We start from the raw sequence: 14,604 nt of genomic DNA, 5'->3' as shown, positions 1-14,604 counted from the left end.
ACATAAGAACTGAAAGGATGGGATCGAAGTGGCTTTTCAAACACCTGCACTTCCTTATGCTGTTGATGCGCTGGAACCACACATTGACGCGCGAACCATGACGGTGCACCACGACGGACATCACGTTACGTACACAAATAACTTGAACGCGGCGCTTGAGGCACATCCCGATCTGCAAGCGCGCTCTGCGGAAGACCTGATTAAAAATCTCAATTCATTGCCAGAAGGCATCCGCACCGCGGTGCGCAACAACGGCGGCGGATTTATCAATCACAACCTCTTCTGGACGATTCTCAGCCCCAATGGCGGCGGCGAACCGACTGGCGCTTTGGCTGATGCGATAAATGCCCAATTTGGAAGCTTTGCGAAATTCAAGGAAGAATTTTCAAAAGCGGCAACCACGCGTTTTGGCAGCGGCTGGGCATGGCTTGTCGTGGATCAGCAAGGCAAGCTCGCGATCGTTAGCACAGCCAATCAAGACAATCCTTTAATGGACGGACAAACGCCAATCCTCGGACTCGACGTTTGGGAACACGCCTACTATCTGAAATACCAAAACAAACGCGCCGACTATATCAGCGCTTTTTTCAATGTCGTCAATTGGTCGCAGGTTGCTTCCAATCTCGAGGCTGCAAAAGCGTAAACGAATCCGTCATGCCCTTTACAAAAAGCCCAGCGGTTTTATCGCTGGGCTTTTTGTATGTGGTCTTTACCTTTTTTCTTCATCTGTTGAATCAGGCACGCCCTCATCATTATGTATATCATTTACTTTCCACTGAAGTTTTCGCGCACGTTCAACGATGCCAAGGAGCGTTCGATAATCTTCGCTGATCACGGCATGCTCCTTTTCAAGCAACTCCAGTTGTTCAAGCAAATGCGTTTTGTCTCGGCGAAGTTTTTCTGACTCCTGACGAAACGTTTCACTGTCACGCTCCATTTGACGAATTCGCGCCTTAATCGCTTGCAATTCGTGACGGCGATGTCGCAGAAAGCGAAAAACGGCGTTCCACGAGACAATCTCATCTCCCCCGGGCGAACTCAGTTCATCATACGCCTCAGCGTGTTCCTCCTTTTTTTTTTCTTTTCTCTTTTGTTTAGCCGCGTCAATCTCGTGTAAATGGAGCTTTCGGACACACGCATTCCAGCGGTATCCGCATGCGGCTGGCGTGCGGCCGAGGAGTTCGGCACAAACATCAAACGCAGCAAGTTGTGTACCGCCGTTTTGTATGTGTCGAAGGATGATTTCTGCGAGTTTGTTGTCATCCTCCTCTGTCCACGCATCTTGTCGCACTGTTTTCATCCTGCGCATGACCTCCCTGGACGGAGTCCTTAGCAGAATGTATATGCATGAAATGTGCGGCATAGGAACAAAACTTACAGTCCCATTCGATCCTTTCGCAAAGAATTTAAAAGCGCAAACGCTGTCTTAAAGCGGAGATTTGACGGCATGCGTTTTACCGCGAAATAAATCGCAAAAAGCTGCAATACAAAGATCACCATTTGTCTCATCAGAATCCACCTACGCAAGCCAGCCACCCCCGATTTGATCACATGATCCTTAGTGTGATGATCAAACCGTCGGCTTATCCCTATGTGCCACACAGACGACAAAGCGATCACCGAGACCGCCTGGCATCACAAGGTGTTTAAGCGCTGCATATTCACCCTCTTCAATCACGCGCGACGCGTCGTCCAGATTAGAGATGATGCCCATGAGAAAGGGACCTTGACGCATCAGCGGTTCGACGAAATAGCCCATACCCTCGAGAATCTCACACACATGCGAAAAATCAACATCATATGTGATGTCAACGTTGCCAGGCGAAAAAAGAGGGCTTACAAGCTGATGCTTCAAATAGCCGCGCAAGCTACCGTGTGGTCGATCATCCCCGATGACATCCACCGTCTCTCCTCCATAGTCCAGCAGAATCATTGTGCGCGGCGCGAGCGTATTCACAATCGATTGTAAGAAGGGACGATAAAAAATCGGCGCCTCAAACTGGTGAACTCCCTCTATAGAGAGGTGACCTGACTGAACAAGTGGAAATACATGCGCCTCGGCGTACGCACTTGCGTTCAAATGAGGCTGCACTGTATACGTCATCGCAAAAGACTTCCCATCCCCGCAGTGATTTTCAATCACGCGCCCTTCGCGCACAGTGCGTGATACGAACACGTTTGAATCATTCGCGAATTTATCAGGAATTTTCGCAAGATCCACCTCAAGCCGCTCACAGGGAAGCGCATCAAGCACCTCATTGCCAATGAGAAACGCTCCGCGAAACGTCGAATCGCGCGCCATAAGTTCATCAACCGATGTGCAGGTCAACCACTCCACGCGGTCACCCGAACACTGCACAGTCAGCGCACTTTTAAGCCGCTCCTGTGTGCGCGCTATCGCCACCGAGGAACGATCGATGCCGGCGTAGCGGATTTTCTGTGTCCTATCGGATAAAGCGATGAATCCCAGGAGAAGGGAGACGGCCAGGTCTCCATCCCCACACCCCATCTCGACAAGTGAAAGAGGCTCCCCGGAAGGAGCCCCTTTTAAGAGATACAGCGCAAGCAACCGTCCAAAAATCGGGGAAACCTGTGCGCTCGTGTAAAAGTCTCCACTCCGACCGAAGCGATTGCGATCCGTCATGTAGTAGCCTGATTCACCATACAGCGCATTATTCATAAAGTCAGAGAACGGAACGCTCTTCACGGTTTCAGAATCCGATCGATCAATCCATAGGCCAGTGCGTCCTCCGCAGACATGAAATTGTCTCGATCTGTGTCACGCTCAACCTGTTCCAGCGGCTGACCTGTCGTGTCTGCAAGAATTTGGTTAAGACGGTCCCTCGTCTTTAGGATATGCTTTGCCGCGATCGCGATATCACTCGCCTGACCCTGCCTTCCTCCCAGCGGTTGGTGAATCATCACTTCGCTGTTGGGAAGCGCAGACCGCTTTCCTTTTGCGCCAGCCGTCAAAAGAATCGCTCCCATTGAGGCGGCAAGACCCACCACGATCGTTGCGACATCCGGTTTTATCAGTTGCATCGTGTCGTAAATCGCAAGTCCCGCAGAAACACTCCCGCCAGGGCTATTAATATACATGACGATATCCTTCTCGGGGTCTTCCGAAGCGAGAAACAGCAGCTGCGCGACGATGGCGTTTGCGACATCATCGTCGATTTCACTGCCAAGAAAGACGATCCTCTCCTTAAGCAAGCGAGAGTACAAATCATACGCTCGCTCGCCGCGGCTGGTCTGCTCAATAATTGTCGGTACGTAACTCATTAAAAATCCCTCCAGACAAGGCACATTTCCTATGTACGTGAAGAGATTATAGCATAATCACATCGTGCGAAAGCGGATCCCGTATTTACCGCGGTCTGTCTGATATAGCTGGACCTCTGCCGGAACCTTTCGTCCGTAAATCCGGCGCTCACCCTCTACCCAGAGTGCCGCACAGTATGCCTCAAACTTATTCGCGTAAAGCCCTGCCCAGTAAATCCAGGTTTGCCTTGCCACAATATCCCCCCACACTTTTTTTCTGTCCGTAGTGTGTCCTGTAGCTGCGCAATCCGATCTTCCAGTTTTTGCGATTTCCCCTGGCTCATCACCCAGAACATAGGCACTTGCTTCTTGACGGCTGAACACAATTCGCACAATAATAGAGGAAATCCAGGTTTAAGTCGCGTCAAGCTTGCCCTACACTGATAGCAGGCCCTGGCTCATGACAGGAGAACCAACGAGGGGTGTCGATCGCCATGTTGACACAAAATGAAGTCGATGGCCTCAGGCTTAAACTTTTACCTTCAGGAGCAGACCGCGTGATGGATTTGGTTCACATGCACCGCGATCAAACGACGCTGACGAATGTTGCACTTGAAAATGTCCCTTTGCTGATTCTCGCCCGCCAAGGCATGATCGCTCGTCTGCAGATCCAAGGTGCGTCCGTCAAGCTGTCGCAACCCCATGAGATCCTAAAAGCGCTGCAACAGTTTTTTACAACACCTGAGACGCTTTACATTTACACGAATTTGCCACCGATGCCGATACCGCCTTTTGTCAACGATTTGATTGATGAGATCGCCGCGCGTGTAAACTCACGAGAGACACTGCGCGCCGAAATTGATGAGGCGCTTGACAAAGGTGACAGGCAACGTTTTTACCAATTGAGCGCAACGCTTCAGACGATGATGGATCAAGAAAAAGGAGTCACACTGTGATCGAAGAAGATGTGATGTATGATGAACAAGAGACAACAGAGACTCGATTTATCGGAATTCTCGGCCAGGTCGGGCGCTACGATCTGGCCATCACCAAATCAACCCACTTTTTCGGCAAATCGCTTGTCACAAACTTGACGAATGGACGGTCAGGCGTGCTTGACCGTGAGGATTGCGAGAATGTCGAACTGCTCATGCACGTTTTTCATGTTAATGTAGAGGAAGCCTCAGAACTTAGCGCCATTCTCCCCGACTGCGTGTGACCGTTGATGCAGATCGTCGGCTATTTTTCAATGAAAAACACATTCTGATAACGTGTCTGAAATGCTTCTGCCACCGCTCGGTGCTCGCTCGGATCTTCTATTGTTTCCAGCGTCACGTCCGGCGCATCTCCAACAATGCGCAAAAAGTAAAGGGTGGTCTCATCCGATCCACGTTCATAATAGGCGCCCACCCGATTTGAACCGACAGGGAAATACGCACCCAAAGCTAAACGCACAGGTTCGCGTTGCAGTTCGTTCAATTCAACAAAAAAAATGCGTTCAACCTGCTCCATCACCTGTTCTGTATACAAACTTCCAGGAAACGAAAGTGTAAGCGCATCTCCCGTTTGCCCTGTGAGAAGATACAGCATGCGAAACGACTCGCGCTCAAATTGTACAAGCATCAAATGGACATCTTCAAAATAGAACGCACAGTGTTCCGCGCCTTGAAACTGTATCGATGGAATCATCCTCAATCCCCCTTGAAACCGGTGATCGCTGTGTGACACAAGTGTTCGAACACTGCGTTATTCTACAGTATAATGTTTGAAAAGGAGGCGCAAGGATGTCACGCAAAACGCGATACATCTTTTATTCGTTAGTCTTTCTGTTTGCGCTGGTTGGATTCATTCTTCATCAAACACTCGTCACGATGATCATGCTCATTGTCGGAATCGCACTGGGTGTGTGGACCGATCGCATGGATAACCTGCGCGATGAGCCTTTCAAAAAGTATAACGTAAAGCACCACCATTATGAGGGGCGACACGCGCATTCGCAGCACACAGCTTGACCTTTAGAAAACCATTCCTGTATCATGACGTAGTTAGAAAATAAAGGATTACACGGGAGGCTTATCCCTGCTATGGCTCATGACGATGAACATGAAGTAGACGAGATGGAAGAACAGATTATTATCCTCGAAGACGAGGATGGCAATGAGCATGAATTTATTGTCGCAGAAACATTTGAAGTCAATCAGCGCATGTACGCCGTACTCATGTCAGCAGACGGCAGCTCGGAAGAAGGATTCATTTTCCGCGTCGAAGAAAAAACAGTCGATGGCGTTGAGACCGTTGACTTTGAAGCGATTGAAGACGACGCTGAGTGGACTGAGGTTGAGAAGGTCTACAACTCGCTTCTCGAAGAAGACGAAGCCTGATTCGAATGCCCGCATTCACGCACATCATACGAGGCTGTCGAAATCCATTCGGCAGCCTTTTTGTTTTCCTTCGTTTTCTGTCAATGCCGAATTCACCCGCTTGTCAGGATTCTCCATTCGTGTTATGATCATAAAACTGTAAGCGTTATCATATGCATAAAAAAACAGAAAGGAGCAAGAAGTAGATTTCATACTATAGTATCAAAGGGAGCTGAAGTCTAAATGTCCGAAAACGTCGTAGGTCTTGCGACTGCATCCAATCTGTCGCCTGTTGAAACACCCACAGCAGTATCAAAATTCGCTGATCCCGGTCCGCTTGCTGTAGGCGCATTTTCTGCGACATCCTTTATGCTAGGCGTATATAATGCGGGATTGCTTCACAGCGGTGGTGTCGCTGTCGTATTTCCTGCCGCATTCTTCTTTGGTGGAATGATTCAATTATTGGTCAGCGTTCTCGAATTTATTCGAGGCAATACATTTGGCACCATGGTATTTGGCACATACGGAGCGTTCTGGGTTATCTTTGGAGGCATCGAAATCTGGTTTGCCAAAATGATGACACCAAGCGACATTGGATCTGCTGTGAGCCTCTTTCTCGCGATGTTTGCCATATTGACCTTCTTCTTCTTTATCGCATCCTTGAAAACAGATCGCGTGCTCATCTCCATCTTTTTCCTCCTCCTCGTCACATTTATTCTTTTGAGTATCGGGGCGGGTTCTGGCCTTTCCGGGTTCACCACATTTGGTGGGTGGACAACCATTCTGTTTTCGATCCTCGGCTTTTACCACGCAGGCGCAGACCTTATCAATTCCACCTATGGTCGCGCTGTGCTCTCAAACGGGCCTGTCAAGAAGTAATCGCCTATTTCTTGTTAATCAATTTTCTCTGGCTACAGGGGGATCCTCCACTTCAATGTGGAGGATCCCCCTTTTCGTATGCATCGCATGCAGAAAAATGGTTAATCTATAACTGCAGACTTGACATATACCCGTATGGGTATATAATCGAGCTAATCATTTGGTGTTGTAACTCACCACCAATGATTGAACAGATCCTTTAAGGAGTGTTCTTATGTTCATCGGACCAAAAGAGCAAGAAATCATTCGATCTCGCTTTGAGTCATTGAGCAAGCCCGTGAAACTGCTTCTCTTTGAAGCGGCGATCGACTGTCCGACCTGTGCCGATATGAAGCAGTTGATGGAAGAACTCACGGCACTCTCGCCACATGTCGAGCTTGAGGTGTTTAACTTTCATACGGACACAGATGTCGTAAAAGCACACCGAATCACAAGAATTCCAGCACTTGTTCTCTCTAATGATGAGGGGAAGGATTATGGGATTCGTTTTTATGGAATACCTTCCGGTTATGAATTTGCCACACTGCTTGAAGACATCGAGATGGTGTCAACCGGAAAGACAAACCTGTCGCAGCAAACGCTTGATGCACTGCAAGCCATTAAAGAACAGGTCCATTTGCAAGTATTTGTCACACCTACCTGACCTTATTGCCCAGCCGCGGTGCGGCTTGCGCATATGGCAGCTTTTGTAAGCGATGCAATCACAGCAGACATGGTTGAAGCAACAGAGTTTCATGAACTCTCCAATCGCTACCAAGTTTACGGTGTGCCAAAGACAATCATCAATGAAGTAAAAAGCATGGAAGGCGCGGCGCCGGAAAAGAAGTTCCTTGAAACGATTCTTCAGGCGACAGGCGCTATGTAAGTCATCTTATTGAAAAGGAGTCAAAGGTCTTGAGTTGCCCGAGCATCAATGTCACAGAACTGAAAAGTCACCTCTACCGTAGGGATGCGCAGATCATTGATGTGCGTGAAATCGCAGAATACCGCGCGAGTCACATTGAGGGTTCAACCCTGATACCACTGGCTGAGTTGCCTTTTCGTCTCGACGAGATTGAGCGAGACAAGGATGTCATTGTCGTCTGCCGCTCAGGCAATCGCAGTGCACAAGCCTGTGAGATCTTACGCGAACGTGGTTTTTTACGTACAAAGTCTCTTTCTGGCGGTCTGGCTGCCTGGAGCGCCTGATGGTTTTGCATGATTTGTAAAATAAGAAGCGATTAGAAAGGATGTTTCAGGCATGTTGCAATGGATGTCAATTGATGTAAAAGAAAATATGAAGAAGAACAAAAATCTACAAATCATCGATGTGAGAGAACCGGGAGAGTTTGCGGCGGGGCATATTCCAGGCGCTGTCAATATCCCTTTAGGTCAAATTTCTTCACGCTATAAAGAAATTGATCCAAACCGTGAGACAGCCGTTATCTGCCTAAGCGGTGGTCGCAGCAGCAGGGCGTGTGAGTTTTTACAGAGTGTCGGCTATAACCATTTGCACAATGTCATGGGTGGAATGTCAAGCTGGGATGGCCCAATTGAACGGTAAATGTGACGTCTATAAAAAACTGTGTGGCATTTAGCCACACAGTTTTTTATAGACAAAAAGGTGTGACAGATACCTGTCACACCAAACACCAAAGTGCATTTACGCGTTAAGAATTTTTTCTTCCTTCTCCTTCGTATATGGAAGTTCTTCTTTTAACCACCGACCAAACCCGCCGGCCATGTTGATCACATTTTTGAATCCCTCACGCTGCAATACACTTGCTGCGATCGAGGAACGCGCCCCAGATTGGCATTGAACAACGATCGGATGATTTTTATCTTCTGGCAGTTCAGTCAAACGTCCTTGAAGTTTGCCAAGCATGAGATGTTTTGCTCCATCAATGTAGCCTTCTGCCCACTCCGCATCATTTCTCACATCAATCCACGTCACATCACCCTGTTTCAAAAGAGAAAGCGCCTCTTGAGGCGTAATCTCCCGATACGACTCAAGCTCTTCTCCCCCAATGGTCGAAACATCCACAACATCGAGAGACGCGATACCTGCCACATTGTCAAATCCAATTGATCGCAAATCACGAACAATGTTGGATTGCTGCCCCGACTCTGCGAGTAAATAAATCGGCTGTTCATAGGAAAGCAACCAACCTGCCCACGTAATGAAAGACTTGTTATATGGAATGTTTATCGTTCCTGGCAAGTGACCCGCGCGAAATGCAGCCGCCGATCGCGTATCGACAACTTGCCCTCGCTCAGCGATCGCCGTTTTTACAGCAGCGCTGTCAATCAGCGGAATCGCAGGAAGATCTGAGAGCAGCGCCGGGCCTTCAACATTGAGTTTTTTCATTTGGGCAAAATAGCGAGGTGGCTCAGGCTGTCCTTCAAGTAACTTTTGGATAAACTCTTCCTCTGAGAGATCTGCCATTGCCCAGTTAAAGAGTTTTTCATAGCCCACTGTTGAAGAGGGAATTGCACCAAGCGCTTTGCCGCACGCACTACCCGCACCATGCCCTGGCCAAACTTGAAGATGATCTGGAAGCTTTTTAAAGCGCTGAATCGACTGGTACATTTGTTTTGCGCCTTGTTCGGAGGATCCGCTGACGCCGACTGCTTTTTCAAGAAGATCAGGCCGTCCTATGTCTCCTACAAACACAAAATCTCCACTAAAAATCCCCATAGCTTCCCTGTGAATTCCCCCGCCTCCGTCATGCACTAAAAACGACAGACTCTCAGGTGTGTGTCCTGGCGTATGCATTACATCAAAGGTCAAATTGCCAATTTTGAAGGTATCTCCATCGTGCACCCACTGAAAAGAAATCCCATCCGTATACTGTTGACGCCATATTGCGTCCCCTTCGCCGGACAGATATAATTTTGCACCGGCATTTACAGCCAACTCTCTTGCACCAGAGACAAAATCTGCATGAATGTGCGTCTCTGTTGCCGCAACAATGCGAAAACCTTCTTTTACTGCCGTTTCTTCGTACATCGTTACATCGCGCGACGGATCGATCACAAGCGCCTCACCCGTCGCCTGACAGCCGACCATATAGGACGCCTGAGCCAATTTCTCATCATAAAAATATTTAAGAAACACGCGAATCACCCTCCGTACCATAAAATTTATATTCCTGAAGCTATTATATCACATACCCCACGAGGTATATACAATTTTTATTTCGACCCTATTTGAATACGATTCAAAGATCTTGCACGCTTCCTTTTCTTGTTTTCCAGACGGCAGCTGTTTTTATAGAAAATAGACAGGACCCCGACGAAATTTAGTTGCGTCAGAGTCCTACCCACAAACGGGTTATTGATACTGTATAGCATTTGTGCTTTGGTTCACGTTCATTTGTGAAGGTGTGTACGCCTGCGTCATGGCGTGAATGGTTTCGTTCGGAAGCGTAACAACTTGGTAATACCCTTTTTGATTCATAAAGCTCCACATTTCATACGCCATTTTATCACTCATTGCCGTTCCACTCATAAACCACTCGCGCAATTGAGGATTTGTGCACTCAAGACCAAACGTTGTCCAGCCGATTGCGCCGAATTTATAAAGACTAAGCGCTGTCGTACAGATCGATCGCTCAGATGGGGCTTGCGCATTCAGACGAGGCATCGGCATGTTTGGGTTGCGCAACCCCAATTTGGGCTGACCATAAAAATTCACGTTTGACTCCGCTAAACTCGGTTTACCGTATGCCCCCTGCGCTTGTCCCTGCAAAAGTTGAACACCCTGCATATAGTGATGATGAATCGATTCTGCGTGCTGATCTAACATATTTCTCAGTCGCTGATCTTGCACATGTTGACCCAAGAAAGACAGGAGTTCAATGTTCGCGGATTTCGCCATAAGCGCCTCATTCAACCCAATCAGTTCATGCGCTCCGAATGGCATCATGCCACCGTTCAAAAAAATTCCCCCTCACACTGTGTAGCGATGTAGATCCATGCTTGCTTATCCATCACCCTCGTTGAGTATCCCTCAAATTAGAATAATCATGTATGCAGCGATCACCCCATACATGTCCATAAACGCACATAGAATCCTCCCGGGCGGAGATTCTAACCAAAAAGAGAGGCAGGTACACCCGTTGAAACAAATCCAACTCATCGGCATCCCTATGGCACTTCAGTATCCCGCAGACCTGTCCAAAAGAAGCCTCCAAGTAAAAAATGCTCCAGATGCCATCCGCACTTACCTTCAATCAAAAGCGCCACAGTTCATGAGCGAGCTACATGACCGAGGTAACGTACCCATTGAATTGCCAGAGCAGGCAAGTTCATTTGCAAAAGTTGAAACCGCCATCGAATCCATTCGCACTTCACTTGCAAATTGGATCCGCGAGGATACGTTCTCCATCATACTCGGCGGTGAATGTGATCTAGCATTTGGTACGTTTTCGGCCATCAAAAAAGTCTTCCCTCACATTCATCTACTTTGGATTGACTCTCACGCAGACTTTCTAAACGAAAAGACATCATCGACAGGATATCTTGGAGGCATGGCTTTGGCCAGTATCGTCGGGCACACAGTCAATCGAGAACGAATCTTAGACGGCGATCGAGTGACACTTATCAGCGCACAGCTTATGGAACCGCCCGAGAAAGCAGCCTTACAAGAATACGGCATCCATCATGTACAACAAGACAAACTGGAGGGTTGGATGAAATCATCCATACCTAAAGCAGATACTTTCATTCATCTTGATGTGGATGCAATTCACACGCACGAAATGCCAGCAGTCGATTTCCCGAATTCTAACGGATTGACCAGCGCAAGCGTTATTGATTTGGTGCGCGCCATCGCAGAAAACAGTACTCTTCGCGGAATAGAGATTGCAGGTTTCAATCCCGAACTGGATAAAAAAGACAAAGGAATGCAGCTTGTACTCTCTATCCTGAAAGAATGTACACGCGAACCGATTTTCTCTTGAATCAATTCTCACTTTACTCACTCCCCACAGATGGATCACCCAGACGGTCGTCAAACACACAACGTGTCAAGGGGCTGAGCGTCGCTCAGCCCCTTGTAGCCATGATGTGAAGGATCTTATTGAAGAGAAATAAAAAAAGCCTTCTCAAAGGGTCTGAGAAAGCACGTAAATACCAACCTTTTTGGAGCCACTTAGCAGACTCGAACTGCTGACCTGCTCATTACGAGTGAGCCGCTCTACCAACTGAGCTAAAGTGGCACAAAACATGGTAGCGGAGGAGGGACTCGAACCCCCGACCCTACGGGTATGAACCGTATGCTCTAACCAGCTGAGCTACTCCGCCGACTGGCGGAGAGAGTGGGATTCGAACCCACGAGACGGGTTTAAACCGCCTACACGATTTCCAATCGTGCTCCTTCGACCAACTCGGACATCTCTCCAACAAAAGACAAGAGGTAATATACCATAATTCTTCACATCACGCAACCTCTCGTCGATCGACTTTCGATCACAAAAACCTTTACATTCTTCTCATTTTCCTTGTTTTGCTACCGGCAAATTCCTCAACTGCACCTTATATTCCCGCAAAATTCCTAAAAGGTCATGAAACCAGGGACCGCCATACGCGACTAACACTCCCGCCGACAGATAGTCAAACGTATTCCCAAGCCAAGGTGGCCCCCATGTCGTCCAACTTGGTGTCAACTTCAAAATTTGCAGAGGATGAACCTGCGCTAGTGCCGCAAGCGCCGTACCGTTGACACCCGACAACAATTGCACATTCAATTTGCGAAGAGCGTCTTCGTACAATTCATCCCACTTACTGTCATTTGGCTTAGCTTTTGCCTGCAAATGCAAAAAAACAATTCTCTTCTTCATCTGTTGCGTGATCGCTTGAGATCCCGTTGAGAGGGCTGCCATGACTGCGAGGAATTGCCACAACTCATCCATCGAGAGTCCTCCTTGTCGGCGCTATACAAGAGCCTACGCCTCGCGGATTGTCCCGTAGAACATAAAAAAACCTTTGCGCAGGATCTGCCAAAGGAGTCATCCGTGATGGGCCTAAGAGGACTTGAACCTCTGACCTCACGATTATCAGTCGTGCGCTCTAGCCAGCTGAGCTATAGGCCCAAGCAATTTGGTTGCGGGGGCAGGACTCGAACCTGCGACCTTCGGGTTATGAGCCCGACGAGCTGCCAACTGCTCCACCCCGCGTCGTGGTGGCCTATAGGAAATTGGTGGGCGGTGGCAGGATCGAACTGCCGACCCCTCGCGTGTGAGGCGAGTGCTCTCCCGCTGAGCTAACCGCCCCTGCCTTCTCAGAGAGAAAAACAGGAATGAAATGGTGACCCCAAGGGGATTCGAACCCCTGTTCCCGCCGTGAAAGGGCGGTGTCTTAACCGCTTGACCATGGGGCCATACTGGCTCCTCGAGTAGGATTTGAACCTACGACCCTCCGGTTAACAGCCGGATGCTCTACCGCTGAGCTATCGAGGAATGGTGGAGCTAAGCGGATTCGAACCGCTGGCCTCTTGAGTGCGATTCAAGCGCTCTACCAACTGAGCTATAGCCCCGACTTTCAACGATATTATACGTCTATGCATCATCCAAAAGGGATGGTGCCGAAGGCCGGACTCGAACCGGCACGGGGGTTACCCGCGCGCTTTTGAGGCGCGTGCGTCTGCCAATTCCGCCACTTCGGCAAATCTGGCGTGCCCGGAGAGATTCGAACTCCCGACCCCTTGATTCGTAGTCAAGTACTCTATCCAGCTGAGCTACGGGCACTTAAAAAAGAGAACACGAGTAGAATATCAAATGCACGGTCATTTGTCAAGACAAACCATCAACCATTTTAGGTTATACAGCCCATCTCTAAAACAGATTTAACAATGCTGAATTTCAGTCACAAGTGATGCAATGCTTTCCGCATAACGATCAGCAATACGCTCCTCATGAAAAAACTCAACTGAGTTTCGGCATGTTTCCACGGAGGGAATCTCCACAACATGATCCAAAACGTCGCGAATGCGCTGCGTAAACTCCTGAATTGAACCCGGAGTAAACAGCCACCCATTCTCGCCACTGCGAATCATGTCCTCAGGGCCTGTATCACAGCGACTTGCAATGACAAGATGCCCACGAGACAGAGCTTCCAGAATCACCATTGGAAATCCCTCAAAATCAGATGTAAGCACAAGAACGGATCGTTTTGTGATCTGTCCCCAAGGATTCTCTTGCCAACCACGCCACTCCACCTGCTCTGATATTCCTGCTTCTTTCAAAAAATGATCAATTTGACTCTGGTCATACTGACCAAAAGGGTGACCCATCATGACAAGGCGCCAAGGAAGACCTTTTAATGCCGCAAAACCTTGAAACATGACATCCAAACGTTTTTGAACCATGTCAAATCGCCCTAGATAAACAAATTGTACGACACCCTCCTCGTAAAGTGGCTCTAACGAAACTGCTTCAGCCTGAGCAACTGGATTATAAACGACACGAACAGGCTTTTGAGGATCGAGCGATGCAAATTGACTCTTGATGCCAGTACTTATGGCGAGATGTCCATCTGCATAGCGAAGCGCAAACCGATCCGCCGCAACGCGCAGGCTATTATGCATCCAGCTCAATAAAACAGGAGGCTTTTGATACAGACAGAGTGATGCAGCAAGTATCGCATTATCGCCCGCATAGATCGATAAAATGACATCAGGTCTTGGCAATAGGCGCAACGCAGCCTGGGTGTTTAACAGGACAGTCAAAAATGCTGGCTCACCATCAATCGGCGCACGCATCTCAGGCACTAAATCGGATGCAAACATAGCGTGAGGCAATTTTGTAGTCCATTGACAATCCTCTGCGCGCGTGGATGTTAAAAAAGACATTTCATGACCGCGGCGCTGCAATGCGTTTGATATCTTTACAATCACATTCTCAGTGCCGCCACGTCCAGATAATAGACCTGCATATATTAAAATGCGCAAATTCTTGCACCTCCGCATTATCTCATCGAGCAGATCATTGGGAGCCGTGAAAGCGAGACGTCATAGAAAAAGAGCGACACCCTGAGGTGTCGCTCTGTGTTGTCTGGCAACGTCCTACTCTCCCAGGACCCTGCGGTCCAAGTACCATCGGCGCTGGAGGGCTTAACGGCCGAG

The 14,604-nt window shown here is 48.5% G+C and carries 20 protein-coding genes, 11 tRNA genes, 1 rRNA gene and 1 pseudogene; 11 read left to right on the top strand and 22 right to left on the bottom strand.

From position 1 onward, the window contains the following. The first annotated feature begins 28 nt into the window (after window positions 1-28). Entirely contained in the window at window positions 29-643 is a 615-nt protein-coding gene (locus tag ATW55_RS10070) for a superoxide dismutase (RefSeq protein ID WP_067716675.1), read from the top strand. A gap of 66 nt (window positions 644-709) precedes the next feature. On the opposite strand, the gene ATW55_RS10065 is transcribed toward ATW55_RS10070, so the two are convergent. The 5 genes from ATW55_RS10065 to ATW55_RS16470 form a co-directional block, all read right to left on the bottom strand. After that, on the bottom strand, window positions 710-1,300 hold the full coding sequence (locus ATW55_RS10065) for an RsfA family transcriptional regulator (RefSeq protein ID WP_067716672.1): 591 nt from the start codon (window positions 1,298-1,300) through the stop codon (window positions 710-712). 74 nt (window positions 1,301-1,374) lie between these two features. Further along, the gene (locus tag ATW55_RS17025) at window positions 1,375-1,509 is read right to left on the bottom strand and encodes a hypothetical protein (protein WP_268753392.1); all 135 of its coding nucleotides are present in this window, start codon (window positions 1,507-1,509) and stop codon (window positions 1,375-1,377) included. A gap of 61 nt (window positions 1,510-1,570) precedes the next feature. Beyond that, window positions 1,571-2,707 (bottom strand): SAM-dependent methyltransferase, encoded by a 1,137-nt coding sequence (locus ATW55_RS10060; RefSeq protein WP_067716668.1) that lies wholly within the window; start codon window positions 2,705-2,707, stop codon window positions 1,571-1,573. Beyond that, entirely contained in the window at window positions 2,704-3,282 is a 579-nt protein-coding gene (clpP, locus tag ATW55_RS10055; protein ID WP_067716665.1) for an ATP-dependent Clp endopeptidase proteolytic subunit ClpP, read from the bottom strand. The genes ATW55_RS10060 and clpP overlap by 4 nt, the downstream gene beginning before the upstream one ends. Window positions 3,283-3,339: 57 nt before the next feature. Further along, window positions 3,340-3,516, bottom strand: a complete 177-nt coding sequence (locus ATW55_RS16470) for a hypothetical protein (RefSeq protein ID WP_162839395.1) — start codon at window positions 3,514-3,516, stop codon at window positions 3,340-3,342. 239 nt (window positions 3,517-3,755) lie between these two features. On the opposite strand from ATW55_RS16470, the gene ATW55_RS10045 reads away from it, so the two are divergent. Together ATW55_RS10045 and ATW55_RS10040 are read left to right on the top strand one after the other, a co-directional pair. Continuing rightward, complete coding sequence (locus tag ATW55_RS10045) at window positions 3,756-4,217, top strand: IDEAL domain-containing protein (RefSeq protein WP_067716964.1); 462 nt, start codon at window positions 3,756-3,758, stop codon at window positions 4,215-4,217. Beyond that, the gene (locus ATW55_RS10040; protein WP_067716659.1) at window positions 4,214-4,480 is read left to right on the top strand and encodes a DUF3055 domain-containing protein; all 267 of its coding nucleotides are present in this window, start codon (window positions 4,214-4,216) and stop codon (window positions 4,478-4,480) included. Before ATW55_RS10045 ends, ATW55_RS10040 begins: the two co-directional genes overlap by 4 nt. A gap of 20 nt (window positions 4,481-4,500) precedes the next feature. Here the strand turns inward: ATW55_RS10040 and ATW55_RS10035 are convergent, their stop codons facing one another. Beyond that, window positions 4,501-4,950 carry a hypothetical protein gene (locus ATW55_RS10035; RefSeq protein WP_067716656.1) on the bottom strand — a complete coding sequence of 150 codons (450 nt, stop codon included), beginning with the start codon at window positions 4,948-4,950 and terminating at the stop codon, window positions 4,501-4,503. A gap of 95 nt (window positions 4,951-5,045) precedes the next feature. Here ATW55_RS10035 and ATW55_RS10030 point away from each other — a divergent pair, with 95 nt between their 5' ends. The 7 genes and pseudogenes from ATW55_RS10030 (at window position 5,046) to ATW55_RS10005 (ending at window position 8,043) form a co-directional block, all read left to right on the top strand. After that, a complete protein-coding gene (locus ATW55_RS10030) occupies window positions 5,046-5,273 on the top strand; it encodes a hypothetical protein (RefSeq protein ID WP_067716650.1) in 228 nt (75 codons plus the stop codon). Between the two features lie 72 nt (window positions 5,274-5,345). Further along, window positions 5,346-5,642 carry a DUF1292 domain-containing protein gene (locus ATW55_RS10025; protein ID WP_067716647.1) on the top strand — a complete coding sequence of 99 codons (297 nt, stop codon included), beginning with the start codon at window positions 5,346-5,348 and terminating at the stop codon, window positions 5,640-5,642. Between the two features lie 222 nt (window positions 5,643-5,864). After that, complete coding sequence (locus tag ATW55_RS10020; RefSeq protein WP_067716643.1) at window positions 5,865-6,500, top strand: acetate uptake transporter; 636 nt, start codon at window positions 5,865-5,867, stop codon at window positions 6,498-6,500. 214 nt (window positions 6,501-6,714) lie between these two features. After that, window positions 6,715-7,143 carry a hypothetical protein gene (locus ATW55_RS10015; RefSeq protein WP_235587080.1) on the top strand — a complete coding sequence of 143 codons (429 nt, stop codon included), beginning with the start codon at window positions 6,715-6,717 and terminating at the stop codon, window positions 7,141-7,143. A gap of 12 nt (window positions 7,144-7,155) precedes the next feature. Beyond that, window positions 7,156-7,365, top strand: a pseudogene (locus ATW55_RS16815) (thioredoxin family protein); the annotation flags it as partial. Window positions 7,366-7,394: 29 nt separating this feature from the next. Further along, window positions 7,395-7,688: a rhodanese-like domain-containing protein gene (locus ATW55_RS10010; RefSeq protein WP_067716638.1), complete on the top strand. Its 294-nt coding sequence runs from the start codon at window positions 7,395-7,397 to the stop codon at window positions 7,686-7,688. A 52-nt stretch (window positions 7,689-7,740) separates the two neighbouring features. Next, window positions 7,741-8,043, top strand: a complete 303-nt coding sequence (locus ATW55_RS10005) for a rhodanese-like domain-containing protein (RefSeq protein WP_067716632.1) — start codon at window positions 7,741-7,743, stop codon at window positions 8,041-8,043. A 99-nt stretch (window positions 8,044-8,142) separates the two neighbouring features. On the opposite strand, the gene ATW55_RS10000 is transcribed toward ATW55_RS10005, so the two are convergent. Together ATW55_RS10000 and ATW55_RS09995 are read right to left on the bottom strand one after the other, a co-directional pair. Then, window positions 8,143-9,597, bottom strand: a complete 1,455-nt coding sequence (locus ATW55_RS10000) for an MBL fold metallo-hydrolase (protein WP_067716628.1) — start codon at window positions 9,595-9,597, stop codon at window positions 8,143-8,145. A 216-nt stretch (window positions 9,598-9,813) separates the two neighbouring features. Next, on the bottom strand, window positions 9,814-10,419 hold the full coding sequence (locus ATW55_RS09995) for a spore coat protein (protein ID WP_235587078.1): 606 nt from the start codon (window positions 10,417-10,419) through the stop codon (window positions 9,814-9,816). 181 nt (window positions 10,420-10,600) lie between these two features. Here ATW55_RS09995 and ATW55_RS09990 point away from each other — a divergent pair, with 181 nt between their 5' ends. Continuing rightward, on the top strand, window positions 10,601-11,443 hold the full coding sequence (locus ATW55_RS09990) for an arginase family protein (protein WP_067716625.1): 843 nt from the start codon (window positions 10,601-10,603) through the stop codon (window positions 11,441-11,443). Between the two features lie 182 nt (window positions 11,444-11,625). Here the strand turns inward: ATW55_RS09990 and ATW55_RS09985 are convergent. The 14 genes from ATW55_RS09985 to rrf form a co-directional block, all read right to left on the bottom strand. Next, window positions 11,626-11,701: transfer RNA gene (locus ATW55_RS09985), tRNA-Thr, on the bottom strand. 8 nt (window positions 11,702-11,709) lie between these two features. After that, window positions 11,710-11,786: transfer RNA gene (locus ATW55_RS09980), tRNA-Met, on the bottom strand. A 3-nt stretch (window positions 11,787-11,789) separates the two neighbouring features. Beyond that, window positions 11,790-11,883, bottom strand: a tRNA-Ser gene (locus tag ATW55_RS09975). Between the two features lie 91 nt (window positions 11,884-11,974). Further along, complete coding sequence (locus tag ATW55_RS09970) at window positions 11,975-12,394, bottom strand: hypothetical protein (RefSeq protein ID WP_067716621.1); 420 nt, start codon at window positions 12,392-12,394, stop codon at window positions 11,975-11,977. A gap of 106 nt (window positions 12,395-12,500) precedes the next feature. Beyond that, window positions 12,501-12,574: transfer RNA gene (locus ATW55_RS09965), tRNA-Ile, on the bottom strand. An 8-nt stretch (window positions 12,575-12,582) separates the two neighbouring features. After that, window positions 12,583-12,658: transfer RNA gene (locus ATW55_RS09960), tRNA-Met, on the bottom strand. Between the two features lie 21 nt (window positions 12,659-12,679). Continuing rightward, window positions 12,680-12,754 (bottom strand) — tRNA-Val (locus ATW55_RS09955). Window positions 12,755-12,786: 32 nt separating this feature from the next. After that, window positions 12,787-12,861 (bottom strand) — tRNA-Glu (locus ATW55_RS09950). Window positions 12,862-12,865: 4 nt separating this feature from the next. Continuing rightward, window positions 12,866-12,940, bottom strand: a tRNA-Asn gene (locus ATW55_RS09945). Between the two features lies 1 nt (window position 12,941). Further along, a tRNA-Ala gene (locus ATW55_RS09940) sits at window positions 12,942-13,017 on the bottom strand. Window positions 13,018-13,060: 43 nt separating this feature from the next. Beyond that, window positions 13,061-13,146, bottom strand: a tRNA-Leu gene (locus tag ATW55_RS09935). A gap of 5 nt (window positions 13,147-13,151) precedes the next feature. Beyond that, a tRNA-Arg gene (locus tag ATW55_RS09930) sits at window positions 13,152-13,228 on the bottom strand. Window positions 13,229-13,326: 98 nt separating this feature from the next. Next, window positions 13,327-14,430, bottom strand: coding sequence for a glycosyltransferase (locus ATW55_RS09925; RefSeq protein WP_067716618.1), 1,104 nt, complete (start codon window positions 14,428-14,430; stop codon window positions 13,327-13,329). 101 nt (window positions 14,431-14,531) lie between these two features. Beyond that, a 5S ribosomal RNA gene (gene rrf, locus ATW55_RS17340) occupies window positions 14,532-14,604 on the bottom strand; the annotation flags it as partial.

The organism is Ferroacidibacillus organovorans, assembly GCF_001516615.1.
Lineage (GTDB): Bacteria > Bacillota > Bacilli > Alicyclobacillales > SLC66 > Ferroacidibacillus > Ferroacidibacillus ferrooxidans_B.
This window is presented reverse-complemented; position numbering and strand designations above follow the sequence as displayed.

Coding starts and splice junctions, on each gene's coding strand:
- ATW55_RS10065 (WP_067716672.1), bottom strand. CDS start 1,300: ATGAAAACAGTGCGACAAGATGCGTGGACAGAGGAGGATGACAACAAA.
- ATW55_RS17025 (WP_268753392.1), bottom strand. CDS start 1,509: ATGAGACAAATGGTGATCTTTGTATTGCAGCTTTTTGCGATTTATTTC.
- clpP (WP_067716665.1), bottom strand. CDS start 3,282: ATGAGTTACGTACCGACAATTATTGAGCAGACCAGCCGCGGCGAGCGA.
- ATW55_RS10045 (WP_067716964.1), top strand. CDS start 3,756: ATGTTGACACAAAATGAAGTCGATGGCCTCAGGCTTAAACTTTTACCT.
- ATW55_RS10035 (WP_067716656.1), bottom strand. CDS start 4,950: ATGATTCCATCGATACAGTTTCAAGGCGCGGAACACTGTGCGTTCTAT.
- ATW55_RS10030 (WP_067716650.1), top strand. CDS start 5,046: ATGTCACGCAAAACGCGATACATCTTTTATTCGTTAGTCTTTCTGTTT.
- ATW55_RS10025 (WP_067716647.1), top strand. CDS start 5,346: ATGGCTCATGACGATGAACATGAAGTAGACGAGATGGAAGAACAGATT.
- ATW55_RS10020 (WP_067716643.1), top strand. CDS start 5,865: ATGTCCGAAAACGTCGTAGGTCTTGCGACTGCATCCAATCTGTCGCCT.
- ATW55_RS10015 (WP_235587080.1), top strand. CDS start 6,715: ATGTTCATCGGACCAAAAGAGCAAGAAATCATTCGATCTCGCTTTGAG.
- ATW55_RS10005 (WP_067716632.1), top strand. CDS start 7,741: ATGTTGCAATGGATGTCAATTGATGTAAAAGAAAATATGAAGAAGAAC.
- ATW55_RS09970 (WP_067716621.1), bottom strand. CDS start 12,394: ATGGATGAGTTGTGGCAATTCCTCGCAGTCATGGCAGCCCTCTCAACG.